This window comes from Oceanisphaera arctica, assembly GCF_002936955.1.
In the GTDB taxonomy this organism is placed as follows: Bacteria; Pseudomonadota; Gammaproteobacteria; order Enterobacterales; family Aeromonadaceae; genus Oceanimonas; species Oceanimonas arctica.
The window spans coordinates 12,865-29,648 of sequence record NZ_MPZM01000025.1 but is presented as its reverse complement, the minus strand read 5'-3'; the positions used below and the strand labels follow the sequence as shown (position 1 = coordinate 29,648).

Annotated in this window: 17 protein-coding genes; 3 read left to right on the top strand and 14 right to left on the bottom strand. The window is 57.8% G+C overall.

Annotation, left to right across the window (positions count from 1 at the left end):
- Positions 1 to 180: 180 nt before the first annotated feature.
- The 9 genes from UN63_RS11400 to UN63_RS11360 form a co-directional block, all read right to left on the bottom strand.
- Complete coding sequence (locus UN63_RS11400; protein ID WP_104486875.1) at positions 181 to 1,446, bottom strand: RidA family protein; 1,266 nt, start codon at positions 1,444 to 1,446, stop codon at positions 181 to 183.
- A 187-nt stretch (positions 1,447 to 1,633) separates the two neighbouring features.
- A complete protein-coding gene (locus UN63_RS11395) occupies positions 1,634 to 2,218 on the bottom strand; it encodes a HupE/UreJ family protein (RefSeq protein WP_104486874.1) in 585 nt (194 codons plus the stop codon).
- A 68-nt stretch (positions 2,219 to 2,286) separates the two neighbouring features.
- The gene (gene ureG / locus UN63_RS11390) at positions 2,287 to 2,925 is read right to left on the bottom strand and encodes an urease accessory protein UreG (RefSeq protein ID WP_104486873.1); all 639 of its coding nucleotides are present in this window, start codon (positions 2,923 to 2,925) and stop codon (positions 2,287 to 2,289) included.
- 31 nt (positions 2,926 to 2,956) lie between these two features.
- The gene (locus UN63_RS11385) at positions 2,957 to 3,682 is read right to left on the bottom strand and encodes an urease accessory protein UreF (protein WP_229793579.1); all 726 of its coding nucleotides are present in this window, start codon (positions 3,680 to 3,682) and stop codon (positions 2,957 to 2,959) included.
- Complete coding sequence (gene ureE / locus UN63_RS11380; protein WP_104486871.1) at positions 3,654 to 4,178, bottom strand: urease accessory protein UreE; 525 nt, start codon at positions 4,176 to 4,178, stop codon at positions 3,654 to 3,656. The genes UN63_RS11385 and ureE overlap by 29 nt, the downstream gene beginning before the upstream one ends.
- 21 nt (positions 4,179 to 4,199) lie before the next feature.
- On the bottom strand, positions 4,200 to 5,903 hold the full coding sequence (ureC, locus tag UN63_RS11375) for an urease subunit alpha (protein WP_104486870.1): 1,704 nt from the start codon (positions 5,901 to 5,903) through the stop codon (positions 4,200 to 4,202).
- A complete protein-coding gene (locus UN63_RS11370; RefSeq protein ID WP_104486869.1) occupies positions 5,900 to 6,235 on the bottom strand; it encodes an urease subunit beta in 336 nt (111 codons plus the stop codon). Before UN63_RS11370 ends, ureC begins: the two co-directional genes overlap by 4 nt.
- A gap of 11 nt (positions 6,236 to 6,246) precedes the next feature.
- On the bottom strand, positions 6,247 to 6,549 hold the full coding sequence (ureA, locus tag UN63_RS11365; RefSeq protein ID WP_104486868.1) for an urease subunit gamma: 303 nt from the start codon (positions 6,547 to 6,549) through the stop codon (positions 6,247 to 6,249).
- Positions 6,550 to 6,649: 100 nt separating this feature from the next.
- Positions 6,650 to 7,516: an urease accessory protein UreD gene (locus UN63_RS11360; RefSeq protein WP_219821152.1), complete on the bottom strand. Its 867-nt coding sequence runs from the start codon at positions 7,514 to 7,516 to the stop codon at positions 6,650 to 6,652.
- 638 nt (positions 7,517 to 8,154) lie between these two features.
- Between UN63_RS11360 and UN63_RS11350 the strand changes: the two genes are divergently transcribed.
- Positions 8,155 to 9,021 carry an NAD(P)-dependent oxidoreductase gene (locus UN63_RS11350; RefSeq protein WP_104486867.1) on the top strand — a complete coding sequence of 289 codons (867 nt, stop codon included), beginning with the start codon at positions 8,155 to 8,157 and terminating at the stop codon, positions 9,019 to 9,021.
- A 553-nt stretch (positions 9,022 to 9,574) separates the two neighbouring features.
- On the opposite strand, the gene UN63_RS11345 is transcribed toward UN63_RS11350, so the two are convergent.
- From UN63_RS11345 to hemC, 4 genes are read right to left on the bottom strand one after another with little or no spacing between them, the layout of a single operon-like run.
- A complete protein-coding gene (locus tag UN63_RS11345; protein WP_104486866.1) occupies positions 9,575 to 10,750 on the bottom strand; it encodes a heme biosynthesis HemY N-terminal domain-containing protein in 1,176 nt (391 codons plus the stop codon).
- A 10-nt stretch (positions 10,751 to 10,760) separates the two neighbouring features.
- Positions 10,761 to 11,891 carry a uroporphyrinogen-III C-methyltransferase gene (locus UN63_RS11340; protein WP_104486865.1) on the bottom strand — a complete coding sequence of 377 codons (1,131 nt, stop codon included), beginning with the start codon at positions 11,889 to 11,891 and terminating at the stop codon, positions 10,761 to 10,763.
- Complete coding sequence (locus UN63_RS11335; protein ID WP_104486864.1) at positions 11,875 to 12,633, bottom strand: uroporphyrinogen-III synthase; 759 nt, start codon at positions 12,631 to 12,633, stop codon at positions 11,875 to 11,877. The genes UN63_RS11340 and UN63_RS11335 overlap by 17 nt, the downstream gene beginning before the upstream one ends.
- The gene (gene hemC / locus UN63_RS11330; RefSeq protein WP_104486863.1) at positions 12,630 to 13,559 is read right to left on the bottom strand and encodes a hydroxymethylbilane synthase; all 930 of its coding nucleotides are present in this window, start codon (positions 13,557 to 13,559) and stop codon (positions 12,630 to 12,632) included. Before hemC ends, UN63_RS11335 begins: the two co-directional genes overlap by 4 nt.
- A 195-nt stretch (positions 13,560 to 13,754) precedes the next feature.
- Here hemC and UN63_RS11325 point away from each other — a divergent pair, with 195 nt between their 5' ends.
- Entirely contained in the window at positions 13,755 to 16,271 is a 2,517-nt protein-coding gene (locus UN63_RS11325) for a class I adenylate cyclase (protein ID WP_229793580.1), read from the top strand.
- Here UN63_RS11325 and cyaY read toward each other — a convergent pair.
- Complete coding sequence (cyaY, locus tag UN63_RS11320) at positions 16,268 to 16,579, bottom strand: iron donor protein CyaY (protein ID WP_104486861.1); 312 nt, start codon at positions 16,577 to 16,579, stop codon at positions 16,268 to 16,270. The two genes, UN63_RS11325 and cyaY, sit on opposite strands and share 4 nt — an antisense overlap.
- A 72-nt stretch (positions 16,580 to 16,651) precedes the next feature.
- Here cyaY and lptM point away from each other — a divergent pair, with 72 nt between their 5' ends.
- Complete coding sequence (lptM, locus tag UN63_RS17090) at positions 16,652 to 16,774, top strand: LPS translocon maturation chaperone LptM (protein ID WP_181068235.1); 123 nt, start codon at positions 16,652 to 16,654, stop codon at positions 16,772 to 16,774.
- Positions 16,775 to 16,784 lie beyond the last annotated feature (10 nt).

The following is a 16,784-nucleotide window of genomic DNA, read 5'->3' as shown; positions in this document are numbered from 1 at the left end:
AGTTGATCTTGCGAAAGGATGCTTGCGGAGCAGAATGAGGGTGGATAATAAGATGGAGGCAACACGATAATCCTGATGGGTTATTGTGTTGCCTTTTTTTATGCCAACGCAGCCTGGGTGCGTTTGAAAACGAGTGCAGTTATGGTTCCATTAAGCTTTGTGACAGAACCAAAAACACACTTATAACGCTGGTGGTGTACCTTCAGCGTTAGAGATAACGGCGTCAATTTGTACCAAAGCGTCCATAGGGATAGCTGATACGCCAACGGTTGTTCTTGCAGGAAGATCGCTGTTGAAGAAAGTTGTGTAAACTTCGTTTACGGCATCAATATCGGCGATATTTTTCAGCTGGATATTGATTTTAACCGCATCGTCCATAACGTGGCCGATACTTTCTACAATCGCTTTAATATTTGTTAAGCACTGCTTTGCCTGCTCTGTTACATCACCAGCTACCACTGCACCCGTTTTTGGATCCAAAGGTAATTGAGCTGAAATGTGATTGTAATGAGAAAACGCGACAGTTTGTGTAGAGAGAGCACACTTTGGGGCATTTTCCGTATTGTTTGCTCTGATGACGATACCATGCCGGTCTTCAACCGCTTGGGGCGGGGTGCCATCTCCGTGTGACACAACCACATCAATTTGTACCAAAGCATCCATAGGCAAAGCGGAAGCTGCAACTATTGTCCGCGCAGGAACATAGGCCAGGGTTCTGGCGATAGCCGAGTCCGGGAAAAATGTGGTGTACACTTCGTTTACGGCATCAATGTCCGCAAGGTTTTTCAGGAAGATATTTACTTTAACGATATCGTCAAAGGGAACATCGATACTTTCTAAAATGGCCTTGATATTCTTCAGGCACTGTCCAGTCTGCTCTTTTACACCACCCGCTACCAATTCACCAGACTGAGGATCGATCGGTAATTGAGCTGAAATGTTGTTGTAATGAGAAAAAGCGACAGTGTGTGTAGATACAGAACTTTTGGGAGCATTTTCAGTGTTTTTTGCCACCTTGACGAGATCGCAAGGCGCTTGTGGAGTGGTCCCTTCACCGTTTGAAATCAGGGCATCCACCTGCAGCAGGGCACCATCCAGCGGCAAGGCATCGACTGCGACTGTCGTCCGTACGGGCAGATAGTTCTGGAAGAAGCTGGCATATACGGCATCGACAGCGTCAATGTCCGCGATGTCTTTCAGGAAGATATTGATTTTAACCACATCGTTCATGACGTGGTCGATACTTTCCACAATGGCTTTAATGTTCTCAAAGCACTGCCGTGCCTGCGCAGCGATATCAGCTGCCACAATGTCACCGGTTTCAGGGGAAACGGGCAATTGGGCCGAGATATTGTTGTAATGAGAAAAGGCAACGGATTGTGTGGATACAGAATTTACCGGTGCCTTTTCCGTGTTTATTGAACGCTTGATAATAGTGCCACTCATATCGATATAACTCCTGCTTGATATAAAGTTAACTGGATTTCAGTTTGACTCGGTACCACCGTCTGCCTTTTTGGCTCATTCAGAGCGGGTAATGGTTCAAGACGGGGCCCCTAAACTTAAAAAGCCGCACGAAGTCCGCGCGGCTTTTTGGACTTGCCCTATGGACAGCTTACCGTTTCAGCGGGGTTCAGCCAGCAGCCAACACACCACCAACTACTGCAACCACACCACCCAGGGCTCGGGTTACGCGGTTGTCGGCTTTCTGCATGGCAGCACCCAGACGACGGCCGGCAAAGGTAATGGCCAAGGTGGCGATGACGAAGCCGGCCATGTAAGACATCAGGCTGGCGCCGGCGGTCATTTCGGTACCGTGGGCGTAGCCGTGGGTGATCATGAACAGGGCGACCAGGGTGCCGCCAATGGCGGTGGGCAGCTTGGCCATGGTGGCGATCAGCACGCCGGCCAGCAGGACCGACATGGCGATGCCGGTTTCCACACCGACCAGACTCAGGCCGCCCCAGGCCAGGGCCGCACCCACGATCATGCCACCCACCACAAACAAAGGCGTGCCATTTTTCATGGCGGTGTTCTGGCGGATGCTCCAGAAACCGATGGCGGCCATGGCCAGCAGGTGGTCAAGGCCCATCATGGGGTGCAGCAAACCGCTGAGAAAATCGCTGTGGGTGTGCCCGTCATGGCCGGGGTGGGCAGAGGCGGCGGTGGCGGTCAGCATCAGGCCAACGGTCATCAGCAATTTAGTCATTTTGTTCATGGTGTTCTCCGTTAATTTACGCTGTTTGTTATTGGATTATTGATTGTTTTTAGCTGGAGCCTGATCGCTCAGTTGGTGCTGCCGGGTTTTCCGGGACGGCGCTCGGGCAACATGCCCTGCTTCAGAATGAAGCTGATGATTTCTTCCAGGCCAACGCCGTCGTACAGGTTGGCGAAGATGAAGGGGCGCTCGCCGCGCATTTTCTTGGAATCCCGCTCCATTACATCCAGCGAAGCATGCACGTATTCGGCGATGTCGATCTTGTTGATAATCAGCAAATCGGACTTGGTGATACCGGGACCGCCTTTACGGGGAATTTTGTCGCCGGCGGAGACGTCGATCACGTACAGAGTCAGGTCGGACAGCTCCGGGCTGAAGGTAGCCGCCAGGTTGTCGCCGCCGGACTCCACCAGCACCAGTTCCAGGTTGGGGTGACGCGCCTGCAGATCGTCAATAGCCGCCAGGTTCATGGAGGCATCTTCACGGATGGCGGTATGCGGGCAGCCGCCGGTTTCTACCCCGAGAATACGGTCGGCTGGCAGGGCGTCGTGCTTCAGCAGAAAGTCGGCATCTTCACGGGTGTAGATGTCGTTGGTGACCACGGCGATGTCGTAGTGATCTTTCAGGGCTTTACACAACTGGCGCAACAAGGCGGTTTTTCCGGAACCAACCGGGCCACCGACGCCTACTCGTAAACAATGTTTCATTGCGACTTTTCCTTCAGTGAGGTCGAAGCGGTCAGCTTCGGAATAATCTTGAATACTGGGTTTCATGCTGGGCACTGCCGAGGGCCAGCCCCGGTAAAATCGGGCCCAGTTGCTCGTCGGTTAACGCCAGTGCGGTTTCAACCGCAACCACCAGCTTGGGGCGCAACTGTTCGTTCAGGCGCTGAGCGGCGGTATGCCCTAAAGGCATGGCTTTGCAGGCCACCGCGAGCTGGTTTTCCAGCCAGCCCCAGACAAAGCCGAGCAAAGTCTGGCGCACCGGCACTTGCCGTTGGTGTGCGGTCCAGGCGAACACGGTGACGTAACCGGGCTCTTCCGGCAGTTGGGCGTGGCCCTGCTCTGCCTGCGGCTGCAGCGACAGGCTGGTGAGCAAGCGCATCAATGCCAGCCCTAAACGCGTGTCTTCATCGCTGAGTTCGGCGGTTTCGCGGTTGGCGTGCAGCCAGTCGTTCCAGAATGCCAGGCCGTCGCTGTCGCCCTTGGCCCAGCAATTCTGTAGCCGCGCCAGCACCGGCAATTCGCACCGGCTCAGGCCATCGTCGAGTACGCCTTCCAGCCACTCGCCCAGTTCCTGTTCGTTGCGCACCCAGCCCAGCTCAAACGCACTCTCCAAACCTTGTGACCAGGCGAATGCACCAATCGGCAATGCCGGGCTGATCAGTTGCATCAACCCCAGCAATGCCAGATCACTGGCCACGACTGGTTGGTTATCAGTGTGCATGGTTATGGTCGTCGTCATGGGAGTGATCATGTCCATGGCCGTGAGAGTGCCCGTGAGAATGTTCTCGCCCGGCGTGGGCATAGGCACCCGATTCAGGGTCAAACGGCGCCTCGTGGTGGCTCAGGGTGGCACCCAGCAGTACCGCCAGCTCTTCCAGTACGTGGTCCGGCGGGAATCGCACCCAGTGGCGGCCGTCTGCGTCTGCGCCAATGGCGAGCGACACGTGGCGGTTACCCAGGTGGTAGCACAACCGTCCCAACGGCAGACCGCCCTCGATGAACGCGGTAGTTACCGGCTCGTCGGCGGCACAAATACGGATCACCTCACCGCTGCTGGCCTGCAACAGATCGCCGTGGCGCAGCACCGGGCCACGATCGAGGAACAGGCCGACGTCGCGGCCGTTATCGGTCACCGCCTTCAGGCGGCCACGGATGCGCAGCTCGTAGGGTAAGGTCAGTGTGTCGTACACCTCGGCCTGGGTGCTGCCGTCTATTCGCTGTGTTAATTCAAGCATTTAGTTGTCCTTGCAAGCGATTTAGAACAAATGATAGCGCTGGGCCAATGGCAACTCGGACAGCGGCTCACAGGTCAGTAACACGCCGTCTGCGTGAACTTCGTAGGTTTGTGGGTCTACCGTCAGTTTCGGGCAGGCGTCGTTCAGCTTCATATCGCTCTTACGCATCTGGCGGACGTTTTTAACCGCCACCAGCGGGCTCTTCAGGCCCAGTTTTTCTTCCAGCCCGGTGTTCATGGCGGCCTGACTGACGAAGGTCATCCGGGTTGCGGCTGCCGCTCTGCCTAAGGCACCGAACATGCGGCGGTAATGCACCGGTTGTGGCGTGGATATGGAAGCGTTGGGGTCGCCCATGGCCGCTCCGGCTATCATGCCGCCTTTCAGGATGATCGACGGTTTGACGCCGAAGAACATTGGTTTCCACAACACCAGATCCGCAAACTTGCCGACTTCTATGGAGCCGACTTCGTGGCCAACGCCGTGGGTAATCGCCGGGTTGATGGTGTATTTGGCGATGTAACGCTTCACCCGGAAGTTGTCGGTGCCTCGCTCCTGGTCTTCCGGCAACAGGCCGCGCTGAAGGCGCATTTTGTGCGCAGTTTGCCAGGTGCGACATACCACTTCACCAATCCGGCCCATGGCCTGGGAATCGGAAGAGACCATCGAAATCACCCCTAGGTCGTGAAGGATGTCTTCGGCGGCAATGGTTTCGCGACGGATGCGGGAATCGGCAAAGGCCACGTCTTCCGGAATATTGGGATCCAGGTGATGACACACCATCAGCATGTCGAGGTGTTCATCAATGGTGTTAATGGTGTACGGCCGGGTCGGGTTGGTGGACGACGGCAATACGTTGGGCAGGCCACAGGCGACGATAATATCGGGCGCGTGACCACCACCGGCACCTTCGGTGTGGTAGGTGTGAATGCAACGGTCTTTGAAGGCCGCCAGGGTGTCTTCCACAAAGCCGGATTCGTTCAGGCTGTCGGCGTGAATGGCGACCTGTATGTCGTAGCGATCGGCCACATCCAGTGCGTTGCTGATGGAGGCCGGCGCTGCGCCCCAATCCTCGTGGATTTTCAGGCTCATGGCTCCGGCTTTGACCTGTTGCTCCAGCGCTTCTGGCGTACTGGCGCTGCCTTTGCCGAGAAAGCCGATGTTGATCGGTAAATCATCCACCGCCTGCATCATTTTGCCCAGATGCCAGGGGCCGGGGGTGTGGGTGGTCGCGGTGGAGCCGGTGGCCGGGCCGGTGCCACCACCGATCATGGTCGTCAGACCACTCATCAGCGCTTCGTCAACCTGCTGCGGACAGATGTAATGCACGTGGGTATCGACGCCGCCGGCGGTCAGGATGTTACCTTCACCGGCGATGATTTCGGTTCCGGGGCCGATAACGATGTCAATATCGGGCTGGGTATCCGGGTTTCCGGCCTTGCCGATGGCCGCGATGCGACCGTTTTTCAGACCCACATCGGCTTTAACGATGCCCCACCAGTCGATAATGATGGCGTTGGTAATGACAGTGTCCATCACCGCATCGTCACAACGCTGGCTCTGTCCCATGCCGTCACGAATCACTTTGCCGCCACCGAATTTTACTTCTTCACCGTAATGGGTGTGGTCGTGTTCGATTTCGATCCACAATTCGGTATCACCCAGGCGGATCCGGTCACCGGTGGTCGGGCCATACATGTCCGCATACGCTTGACGGGAAATCTTCATGTTACTGCTCCCTCTTTCGGGCTCTTGTCCAATGGCCCCATAACCTCACCACGAAAGCCGTAGATGCGGCGCAGGCCGGAAAACGGAATCAACGAGACCTCGCGGCTCTGGCCCGGCTCGAAACGAATCGCCGTACCTGCGGCGATTGCCAGGCGATACCCGTAGGCCTGTTTGCGATCAAAGCGCAGGGCCTGATTGGTTTCGGCAAAATGATAGTGGGAACCGACCTGTATGGGACGGTCGCCGGTGTTGGCGACATTCATGGTGATGCTGTCACGACCAACACACAGTTCGATGTCACCGCTTTGCAGCTGATATTCACCGGGGATCATGGCTAGCTTCCTCAGACAATGGGGTGATGAACGGTGACCAGCTTGGTACCGTCGGGAAAGGTTGCTTCGATCTGAACGTCCTGGATCATCTCGGCCACGCCGTCCATAACATCGTCACGGGTCAGTATTTCACGGCCGGCACTCATCATGTCCGCCACGGTGCGGCCTTCGCGGGCACCTTCCATAATGACGCAACTGATCAGCGCAATCGATTCAGGGTAATTCAGCTTGAGGCCTTTGGCCTTGCGGCGCTCAGCCAGTAGCCCGGCGGTAAATAACAGCAACTTGTCTTTATCTCTTGGCGTTAATTCCATCGCTAACTCCGTTAGTCGTCGACGTTGTATATTGATGGCCCATGCTGTTCATACGCATAGGCGTTGGTCGTCGCCAAAGCGGGTGCTTTGGCGTGAATAATCAGGTCAGCCAGATCCGGGGCACAGTGGCCTCGTGCCCAGTCAGCCGCGGGCGCAGAATGACTCGCGCCTGTTGAAACAAATCCCATACTTCGTTGCGTTCATGGCCGAGGTAGCGAACCAGCAGCACGCCACGGCGATAAGTCACCGCCCAGCGACAGTTGGCGGGCAGCTGTGCACGCAGCGCTTCGACGGCTTCAGCGGGATCGGCCAGGCCAATCGCCCACAAGGTAGCGTGTACGGTGGCACCGCCCTGCCCCCATTTACCGGTGAAGCGGCGATGACTGGGGTCCAGAGACTGGCGCTCCAACCACAAGGGGCGGCCATTACGGGTAACCTGGAAGCGTTGTTCGAGGTGGCCGTTGACGAACGGCAGCACGCTGGCGGGGCGGCCGAGGCCAAGGATTTCCCAGCCCAGGCATTTGGCGTTGTCTTCCAGCTCGATAATGAACGTTTGCTCGCCACGGGAGCCGTCGAACGCCAGGGTTTCCTGAGGCAACCATTCCAGCGTAGCGCCATCAGCCACTTTCAGATGAGTGTGCTGAGTCCAGGCGACGCTGTTACTGTCGGCTTTGTAGAGTTTGTTGGCGGAAGGTGTGGTTAACAGAGCATGAGCGCCTGCCGCCACGGTGACATCAACGCTGAGCGCATCGCCACTGACCAGGCCACCAGGTGGGTGCAACAGATACACATGACAACAGCCGTCGCGGCCTTCCGGATAAAATGGCCTCTGCACGCGCAAGGGCCCAAAATGGTGGGCTTTGATCATGCTGGTGATGGTGGCATCACCGTCCGTGCGGGTACCAAAACCCAGTGTTAAAGAGGCCGCCCAGTGGCGGCCGGCATCAAAGCGATGCCCAGAATCCACGACTGCCCGTTTTTTTACGGGTATAGAGGAAAGAGTCGTCATGCCATCGAACACCTTTTTTATGAGCCCAACGCAGTACCTCCGCTGATCCATCAGCCGATTTTCCTGACAGGCAGGGCTATAAGCTGAAGATAGCAGAATGATCTCGAACGTCTACGTGCGCAGGTACGGTCAGGTTGACGGAGTCGGCTTGTCAGCCGGCGCCGGTTATCAGCTTGCGAGCATTGATTGCTTGTAAAATGCAAAACTGATGCAGATAAAATTCGTATACAGATTAGGGCGGAGACGAACGTCTCTGGGTGTGTATGCCAATTTGAGGAACTCAAAGGCCTGAAAAAACAGACTTTTCGAACCACCAGCTGTGCCCTGTGCCGATTATATCGTAGTGAAAAAAAACCGTCTAGGCGCTGGGCCGCAATTCTGGCAAAAAATTCGTTTTAATTCGGTTTTCAGTCTCACCGGCCCGATGGCTGACGAGCTTGGTCTGGGTGCTGAGGCGCGGGATCTTAAGCCATGCGGTTGGTGTCGTCGTTGCGATACTTGGGATAACATACCGACAGACTCGGCTTGTGTTCAATCAGGTAACAAGGCAGTACGTGTTACCAGACTAAATATACGACCAACAGGGAGAAATATTAATGAAACTGGGCTTTATCGGAATAGGACTGATGGGCAAGCCGATGACGCAGCGTTTGCTGCAGGCCGGTTTTGAGGTGTCGGTATGGAACCGTAGCTCAGACAAGCTGGCCGAAGTGAAAGCCGCGGGTGCTACCGTGGCGAGCAGCATCGGCGAGCTGGTTGAGCAGGTGGATCTGGTGCTGCTGTGCCTGGCCAATACCGCCGTGGTAGAAGAGGTGGTGCTCGGCGCCGGTGGTGTGGCCGGCCACGGTCGGGCAGATCAGCTGCTGGTGGACTTTTCCAGCTCGGATCCGGAAGCGACCCGGGACTTTGCTGCCCGGCTCAAGGCCCAGTGTGGCATGGGGTGGGTCGACTCGCCGGTATCCGGTGGTGTTGCCGGCGCCGAGGCGGGGAGCCTGGCCATCATGTGTGGTGGCGACGCCGCCGACATAGAGCGTATTCGGCCAGTGCTGGCGCCGCTGTCACAGCGCGCCACCCACATGGGCCCTGTTGGTGCCGGTCAGGTCACCAAGGTCTGTAATCAGATGATCGTCGGCTGCAACCTGATGGTACTGGCGGAAATGATGGCGCTGGCCAAGGCCTGCGGCGTAGATGCGGACAAAATCCCCGAGGCGCTGGCCGGCGGTTTCGCCGACTCCAAGCCGATGCAGATCACCGGCCCTCTGATGGCCGATGAATCCGATCCGGATCCCAAGTGGCATGTACGCACCCTGCTCAAGGATCTGGACATGGCAGTGGCCCAGAGCCTGCGTGAGGGCAGCGCCACGCCGATGTCGGGGCTGGCCGCCCAGCTGATGCGACAGCACGGTAGCAAGGGGTATCTGGAGCGAGACCCTGCGACCCTGATCAAGCTGTACAAGGACTGACAAAAGGAGCCGAAAGGCTCCTTTTTTCTTGTTTGGTCAAGCCCAAGGCCTATCGTCTCGCATCGGACAAAGGGCCCGCTCTGCCGACTCGCTCAGGTAAATGACACTCACCGTTTCAGCCCACTGCGAACATTCACTGGATGTGCGGTCAGGCTGAAACCGTTCGTCACGGCGAGACAAGCGCGCCCCTCTGCGCTCAGCACATGACATCTGATCGCCTGGGACGGCGGGAATGCCGAAATAGCAGGAGCACTTTTCGGCCCTGTCATGTGATGGTCGGCGGAGCAGATCCCTTTGTCCTCCTTGATGAGCCAGAGTAGTCTGCTGGCGCAGTCTTCAGATAACTCGGTGCTCAGGAAGAGGAAACCGGGTTTGCCTCTGCCGACCTTCCGCTTCAGGGATGAAGCGGTAGAGCGTACAGGGATGTATTTACAGCGTGTCGGTGGAGGTAATTCGGTTGCCTCTGGACTTAGGCCCAGATACTTAATTAAGTAAGTGTTAAGCACAAAAAAGGAGCCTTTCGGCTCCTTTTGTCATCTTGATCAATACCGGCTCAGGGAGCCAGCGCCAGGCTGTGGCGATAGTAGTTGTTCGCCTTGGCCAGATCCTTGCGCTTCTCTGCCAGACCGGCCAGCAGCACATAGTCGCCGGCGGATGGCTTGAGTGCCACCGCCTGCTGCAGATGCGCTTCCGCTTCTTTCGGCTTGCTGTCTTTCAGATACAGCTGGCCCAGGGTGGAGTGCAGCTCGGGCAGGGTTTCTTGTTTCGCCTTCTTCTCCAGCACCGTCAGCAGCGGGTGATAATCGCTCAGCTGCAATCGGGTCATGCAGGCCAGCAGTAGTGGATCGGTTTTCTTGTTCAGGCCTTCCAGCAGCAGCTGCTGGGCTTCCTTGTGGGCTTTGAGCCCGATCAGCCGATCGCACAGCGGGGCCAGAATCTCGGCCTGGTATTTTTCCTTGCGTGGCAGGCCCTGCCACAGGGCAATCAGCCCCTCGCTGCCATCGGCATTGGCGGTGCTGTCAAACCAGCCGGCATAAGCCTGCTGCTTGAGCAACTGCTGCTCGTCGGCTTCGATCAGCCCCTGACTGGCCAGAGCGTCCAGGGTTTCCAGCAAAGATGACCATTCACCAGTGGCGAAATAGACGTCTTTCTGCAGCTTGAGCAGGGCAGGCTGGCTGCCGTACTCTTTTTCCAGCTGGCGTACACCGGACAGGGCCTGTTCAAGCTGGCCCTGCTGATACTGCAGTCGGGCCTGAGTAAGACCGACCGCCAGGCCGGCGCCCGGGCTCTGCTCATGGGCCTGGCGCAAATAGTCGTCGCGCTTTTCTTCGTGGCCCAGAGCCTGGGCGGCGGTGGCCGCATTCAGGTAGTTGAGCAGGGCCTGATCGTTGCCCTTGGTGCCCTTGAGCAGCATCTTCTCGGCAGTGGCATAGTCTTCCGCCACCAGCGCCTGCATGCCGCTCTGGGTGTAACTCAGAGCCTTGCGACGACGGCGGCCGGCAAACCAGCTGCGGGTGCGATGGCTCAGGCCAAAGATGCGACCCAGCAGCCACTCGACAAACAGCAGCAACACATAGAAGAGCACCACGGCGACCAGAAAGACGGTGGCGGTGGTTTCGATGGTGTAGTCACCGGCGGCCACCAGCACATAACCCTGTTGGCCAGTGATATCCGGACCTATGACCAGGCCGGCGACCAGAATGACGATGATAATGGCAAGACGTATCATGGACTCCCCCTTACAGGCCGGTTAGCAGGCGTTGCAGCCTGTCATCCAGTAGTTGCTGCAGGCGTTCCTGAGCGCTGAATTGCTCGGGATAGTCCACCTTGATCTGCTGACCATCAAGCTGCTCGAGCTGTTCCAGCATGAACTGGCGTACGCTGTCGTCGGCAAAATAGTCCTGTAGCCATTGTTTGGTCTGGGCCAGAGAGCTGTCGTAGATGTCCTGCTGCTCGCGATAAACCGCCAGCTGAGCCTGCAACAGCTTGCCCTTGAGATTTTCGCTCAGATACCAGTGTTGCTGCGGTGACAGCAGCGCTTCCACGTTGCCGTCGCGACGGCGCACGGTCACGAAATCATCGCTGAAGCTGGCCCAGCTTTTCTTCAGGTTTTCCTTCCAGTCGCTGACCGATTCGGACAGGGAGAAATCCGGCTCTTCGGCCCGGGCCATGATGACACCGGCCAGGGTGAGCTTGTCGACCTGATCATTGATGCTGTTGAGCTTGATCACCAGGCCTTCCCGATCGACGCTTTTCACCGACTTGATGCTGGCGATATCGTCCGCCAATGCGCGGCGCACCGGGGTCAGGCTGGGATCGTTGAGCGCGGCCAGCCGTTCGTCGGCGTTGGCCAGCATCATGGCGGCGGAAACGGCATCCTGCTCCAGCCAGAGCTTGCGACCGGCCATGCGCACCAGATATTCGGCTTCTGCCAGCATCCAGTCGTTGGGGCGTTTGCTGTCCAGATCCAGCACCTTGTGCGACAGTCCCTCGAGTTGTTCGCTGGTGCTGTTCTGGTTGCTTACCACGGCGGCCAGCTTGCTGCTCTGCGTGGCCTCGGCCTGCTCGATACGGCTCTGCTGCTGTTGCAGCTCGGCCTGCATCCGGTTCAGTTGTTCGGTCTGAGCCAGTGCCTGGTTATGACCGTGCCAGTACAGAATCGCCGCCAGCACGATGGCGATGATGATAGCGATAATGGCCAGTATCTTGCCGGACGAAGAGGCTTTTTTCTGTTCAGGCTCTTTCTGTTCCAGTTCAGGAGGCGTAGCAGACGGCGCCGCCTGCTGTTTTTCGCTGGTCACGCCGGCATCAACCTCGCCGGCGACCGCCGTGTTCTGATTTTCTTGTTTATTGTCAGTCTTGTCTGTCATTCCGTTTCCTCTCATCCAGAGCGGCAATCAGTGCCTGATTGGATGCACCTTCTGCATTAATGACCTGAGTGAAGCCCAGCTCCTTGGCCTCGAGGGCGACCCGGATGCTGGGAACAATCAATAAACGGCTTAGCAGCCAGTCCCTTGCGCTATAGGCGGCCAGCTGAACAATGTGATGCAGCAGGCCGCCACTGGTGATGATAATACTGTCCACGTCCTGGCTCTGCCAGCTTTTCACCAAGGCGCCGCTCGAATCTTGATGATAACAGCGGCGGTAGACTTCGCAATAATCGACCAGGGCCCCTCTTTGCATCAGGGTGGGGGCGATCAGATGACGACCGCCGTTGCCACGTAAAATCACCACCCGGCGGCCCGCCAGCTGCTGTAAGCCCGGCAGTGAAATAATGCCTTCGGAGCGGGGGTCTTCGGGCACGGTTACCCCGGGAACATCCACGGCGGCAAAGGCCTTGCCGGTGGCGTCGCCCACGGCAATATAGTTGGCCTTCGGCCAGCCATGACCCTGTTGTTTCAATGCATTATCGGCGAAATGGACCGCCTGTACGCTGACCGCTATCACATAATCCCGGGCCGACAGGCCGCCAAGCAGGGCGGGCAGCCGGTCGAGTTCGGCGCCGGCCACAAAACTCAGCAGCGGGCTGGTCACCGGCTGGTGTCCAGCGGCCTGCAGGGCCTGGCTCAGGCTGGCGGCCTGCGGTTCGGCGCGAACTACCAGCGGCGTCATGACCGATAAACCTCATCCAGTATCTGGTCCGCGCCCCGGGCCAGCAGGCGTTTGGCCAGCTCGGCACCCAGGGCTTCGCCCTGACTGGCGGGACCCGTGACTTCGTCGAAGATGATCTGGCTGCCATCGGGGCGGCCGACCAGGCCGCGCAGCCAGACATTATCGCCCTGCAGCTCGGCATAGGAGCCGATAGGCACCTGACAGCCGCCCTGCAGGCCGTGGTTCATGGCACGCTCCGCGACCACCCGCAGCCGGGTGTCATGGTGATCGAGCGGCGCCAGCAGTTCGAGCAGTTCGGCATCATCCAGCCGACACTCTATCCCCACGGCGCCCTGGCCGTTGGCTGGCAGGCTGTCTTCCGGGCTCATCAGGCCGGCGATACGATCGTCCAGCTCCAGTCGCTTGAGGCCGGCGGCGGCGAGGATGATGGCATCGTACTGACCTTCATCCAGCTTGCGCAGTCGGGTTTGTACGTTGCCGCGCAGGGTCTTGACCTCAAGATGCGGGTAGCGGGCGCGGATCTGGCATTCCCGACGCAGGCTGGCGGTGCCGACCACGGCGCCGGCCGGCAGTTGCTCGAGGTGGGTATAGTGATTGGAAACAAAGGCATCACGCGGGTCTTCCCGCTCGCAGATCACGGTCAGGCCCAGGCCCTCGGGAAATTCCACCGGCACGTCTTTCATCGAATGCACGGCGATATCGGCACGGCCGTCCAGCATGGCCTGCTCCAGCTCCTTGATGAAGAGCCCCTTGCCGCCAATCTTGGACAGGGGGGTGTCGAGCATAATGTCACCCTGAGTGGTCATCGGCACCAGCTCGACACCGATATGGGGGTGCAGCTGCTCCAGCCGGGCTTTGACATAATGGGCCTGCCACAGCGCCAGCAGGCTCTTGCGGGTGGCGATGCGGATGATGCGATTTGCCATTTGAATCTCGTCTTTGTGTCCATTAATACGCCGATACTATCATTCCTGTCGGCGCTTTACAGGGGGGAACACCGGCTCGGCGGCATGTTGCCGAAATGTGTATTGCCACATATTGTTCATCTATCTGCGAATTGTTACCATGATCACACTTTTGACCTTTCCGGGTCTGTGTCGGTCCACCAAAGGCCTGAACCCTTGCACGCGAATTTTCACCGGCTCGTCGAGCGATGTGAGCAGTTTAACCAGCAGAAACAGGCTCGAGCCCTGGCGGTAATGAGCCGTTACGGCCAGCAGGTCTTTCAGTTACTGCCGGTGCTGTTGCACTATCACCACCCCCTGTTGCCGGGCTATGTGCCGGGTGATGTGCCTGCGGGTGTGTGTCATTTCCTGCCCAATCAACGTCAGCAGCAGTTTATCGATGAACTCTGCCAGGCTGCCAACGGTCATCAGGGTCTGGAGCACGGTCAGAACGAAATCTTTGGCCTCTATTCCATGGGCAGCACCTCCTCCATCGGCCAGAGCCGCCATTCCGATCTGGATGTCTGGGTCTGTTATTCCCACAGGATGGAGCCGGAGCGGGTCGCCTGGCTGCAGCAGAAATGCCTGCTGATTTCCCAGTGGGCGGAGCAGCGGCAGGTTGAGCTCAATCTGTTCCTGATCCCGGACAACAAGTTCCGTACCGACAATCAACAGCTGGTCGAAGGCGAAAGCTGTGGCAGCGCCCAGCACCTGCTGTTGCTGGACGAGTTTTATCGCAGCCACCTGCGCATTGCCGGCAAGAAGCTGGTGTGGATGTTTGCGCCGGGCAAGCTCGGGCCCCAATACGATCGTTTTGTGGCCGAGCAGTTTGCCAAGGGCACCCTCAATACCGACGAATGGCTGGATCTGGGCGGCTTTGACCGCATACCGGCGGAGGAATATTTCGGCTCGGCCCTGTGGCAGCTGTACAAAAGTATCGACTCGCCTTACAAGGCGGTGCTGAAAACGGTGTTGATGGAAGCCTACTCCCACGAATATCCGGACACCAAGCTGCTCTGCCGTCATCTAAAGGGGCACTTCCACACCGCCGAACGGCTCGATGAGCGTCAGGATCACTATATGCTGATGCTGGAAAAGGTGACCGGATATCTCAAGTCCATCGGTGATGACAAACGGCTCGATCTGGTGCGGCGTTGTTTTTATCTCAAGGTGTCGGAAGGGCTGGATCTGAGCCAGGACTGCGACGATCAGGACCAGGATAGCTGGCGGCGAACCCGCATCAATCAACTGGTGTTGGCCTGGGGTTGGTCAACGGAAAAAGTCGCCTTGCTGAACGACAGGGCCAACTGGAAGGTGGAAGAGGTCAAGTCTGCCTACGGCGAGCTGCTGGAAGCGCTGATGCAGAGCTATCGCAATCTGATCCAGTTTGCCCGGCGTAACAATATCAGCGAGTCGATCAACCCGGAAGACATCGGTATTCTGTCGCGCAAGCTGTATGCGGCCTTCGAAAACCTGCCGGGCAAGGTGCAGCTGATTAACCTGCATATAGCGCCGGATCTGGGCGAGCCGGATATCAGCCTGGTGCAGGTGCCGGAAGGGCGGCTCAACAAGGCCGGCTGGTACCTGTACAAATATGGTCTGACACCCGCCGATATCATAGGGCGCAGCCAGCTTGAATACAGCGGTTATGCAGGCAAGCTGATCGCTTGGGCCCACTTCAACGGCCTGCTGGTGACGGATACCCGGCTGCATCTGTTCAACCAGAATACCGATGTCAGCCAACGGCATTTGCAGGAGTACTGCGGCGATTTGGCGCGACTCTTCCCGGTTCGTACGCCATCACCCAGTAACCTGTCTCTGAGCCGGCCCTGCGAGGTACGCCAGCTCGGCATCTTCCTCAATCTGGAGCAGGATCCCACCGCTCACTGGCACGGCAGGCCCATCGAGTTCAACGCCAGGACCAGCGATCCCTTCAGCTTCGGCCAGCAGTTGGAAAATCTGGTGGGCTCGCTGGATCTGCTCTATCGCAACTCCTGGGACGAAATACGCACCCTGCACTTTAACGGCCCCACGGCGGTGGTGGACGCTCTGACCACCATTCTCGGCAAGATGCATCAGGGGGCCAATGCACCCGAAAGCCTGCAGGTGTTCTGTTACAGCCGGAATTTCCGCAGCCTGATCCGCACCCGGTTCGAACAACTGATCAATGAATGTATCGGCCTGCGGCTGGCCAAGGAGCAGGGCAGCACCGTCAAGACACTGTTACTGGGCAGCGAAGAATACAGTATCTTCTTCGAACGGCGCGGGGTCAGCGTGCAACAGCGAAAAGGTGCCATCAGTGACCCGGTGCCTCGGCAGAAGCCGACCCATAAGACGTTGCGTCTGGATCAGCAGGAAGGCAAACCGGTACCGGAAGTCGTGGATGTCTATGCCAGTGAGGGACTGATGCAGTTCTTCTTCGAAGACAGCGGCGAGGACTACAACCTCTATATTCTCGATGAGGCCAATCGTGTCGAGGTTTACCGCCAGGTGGCCGGCAGCAAGGACGAACTGGTGCAGAGCATCAACCGCTTCTATACCTCCGACCAGCAGGTGGCCGGACAGAGCCATTTTGCCCATTTCAACCTGCCGCAGTATTACGAAATCGTGGCGAAAGACGGGCAACAGCGCGTGCTGCCCTACAGAACCGTCAAGGAAGACAGAGACGACTCCCGGCCCTGCCCTGCCAGTTAGAGCGCGAGTTCGGTTTCCCCCTGGCGTTGTGCCTGCAGGCTGAGCCAGCTCAGCAGTTCAACGCCCTGACGATTGTCGATCCACTTGTCGCCCTGCAGGGCGAAGTGATGGCCGTTTTCCCGGGTGGCCAGCCAGATCTGATGTAGCGGCTCCTGGCGGTTGATCACGAACTTGATGTTGTTCTCGAAGGTCAGCGTCATGACGCCGCCGATGGTTTCGCAGTCGATATCGACCCCGCTTCTATCTATGCACTCTTCAATATGCTGGTAAATGGCATCCGCCAAGGCATGGAACTCACTGTCTTTCATCGCCCGCTTCCTATTGCTTTTGAGAATGTGAATGCGATTATAAGAGCCTGGAAACATATTCACAGTCATCCTATGAACATATTCAAGCTAACCGCGCTGGTTGCCCTGTGCCTGAGTCTGGCGGCATGCGGCCTGAAAGGCCCGCTGACCCTGCCGGACACCGAGCAAAAGCAACCCCAGGTTGAGCAGTCGTAAAGGAAAATAT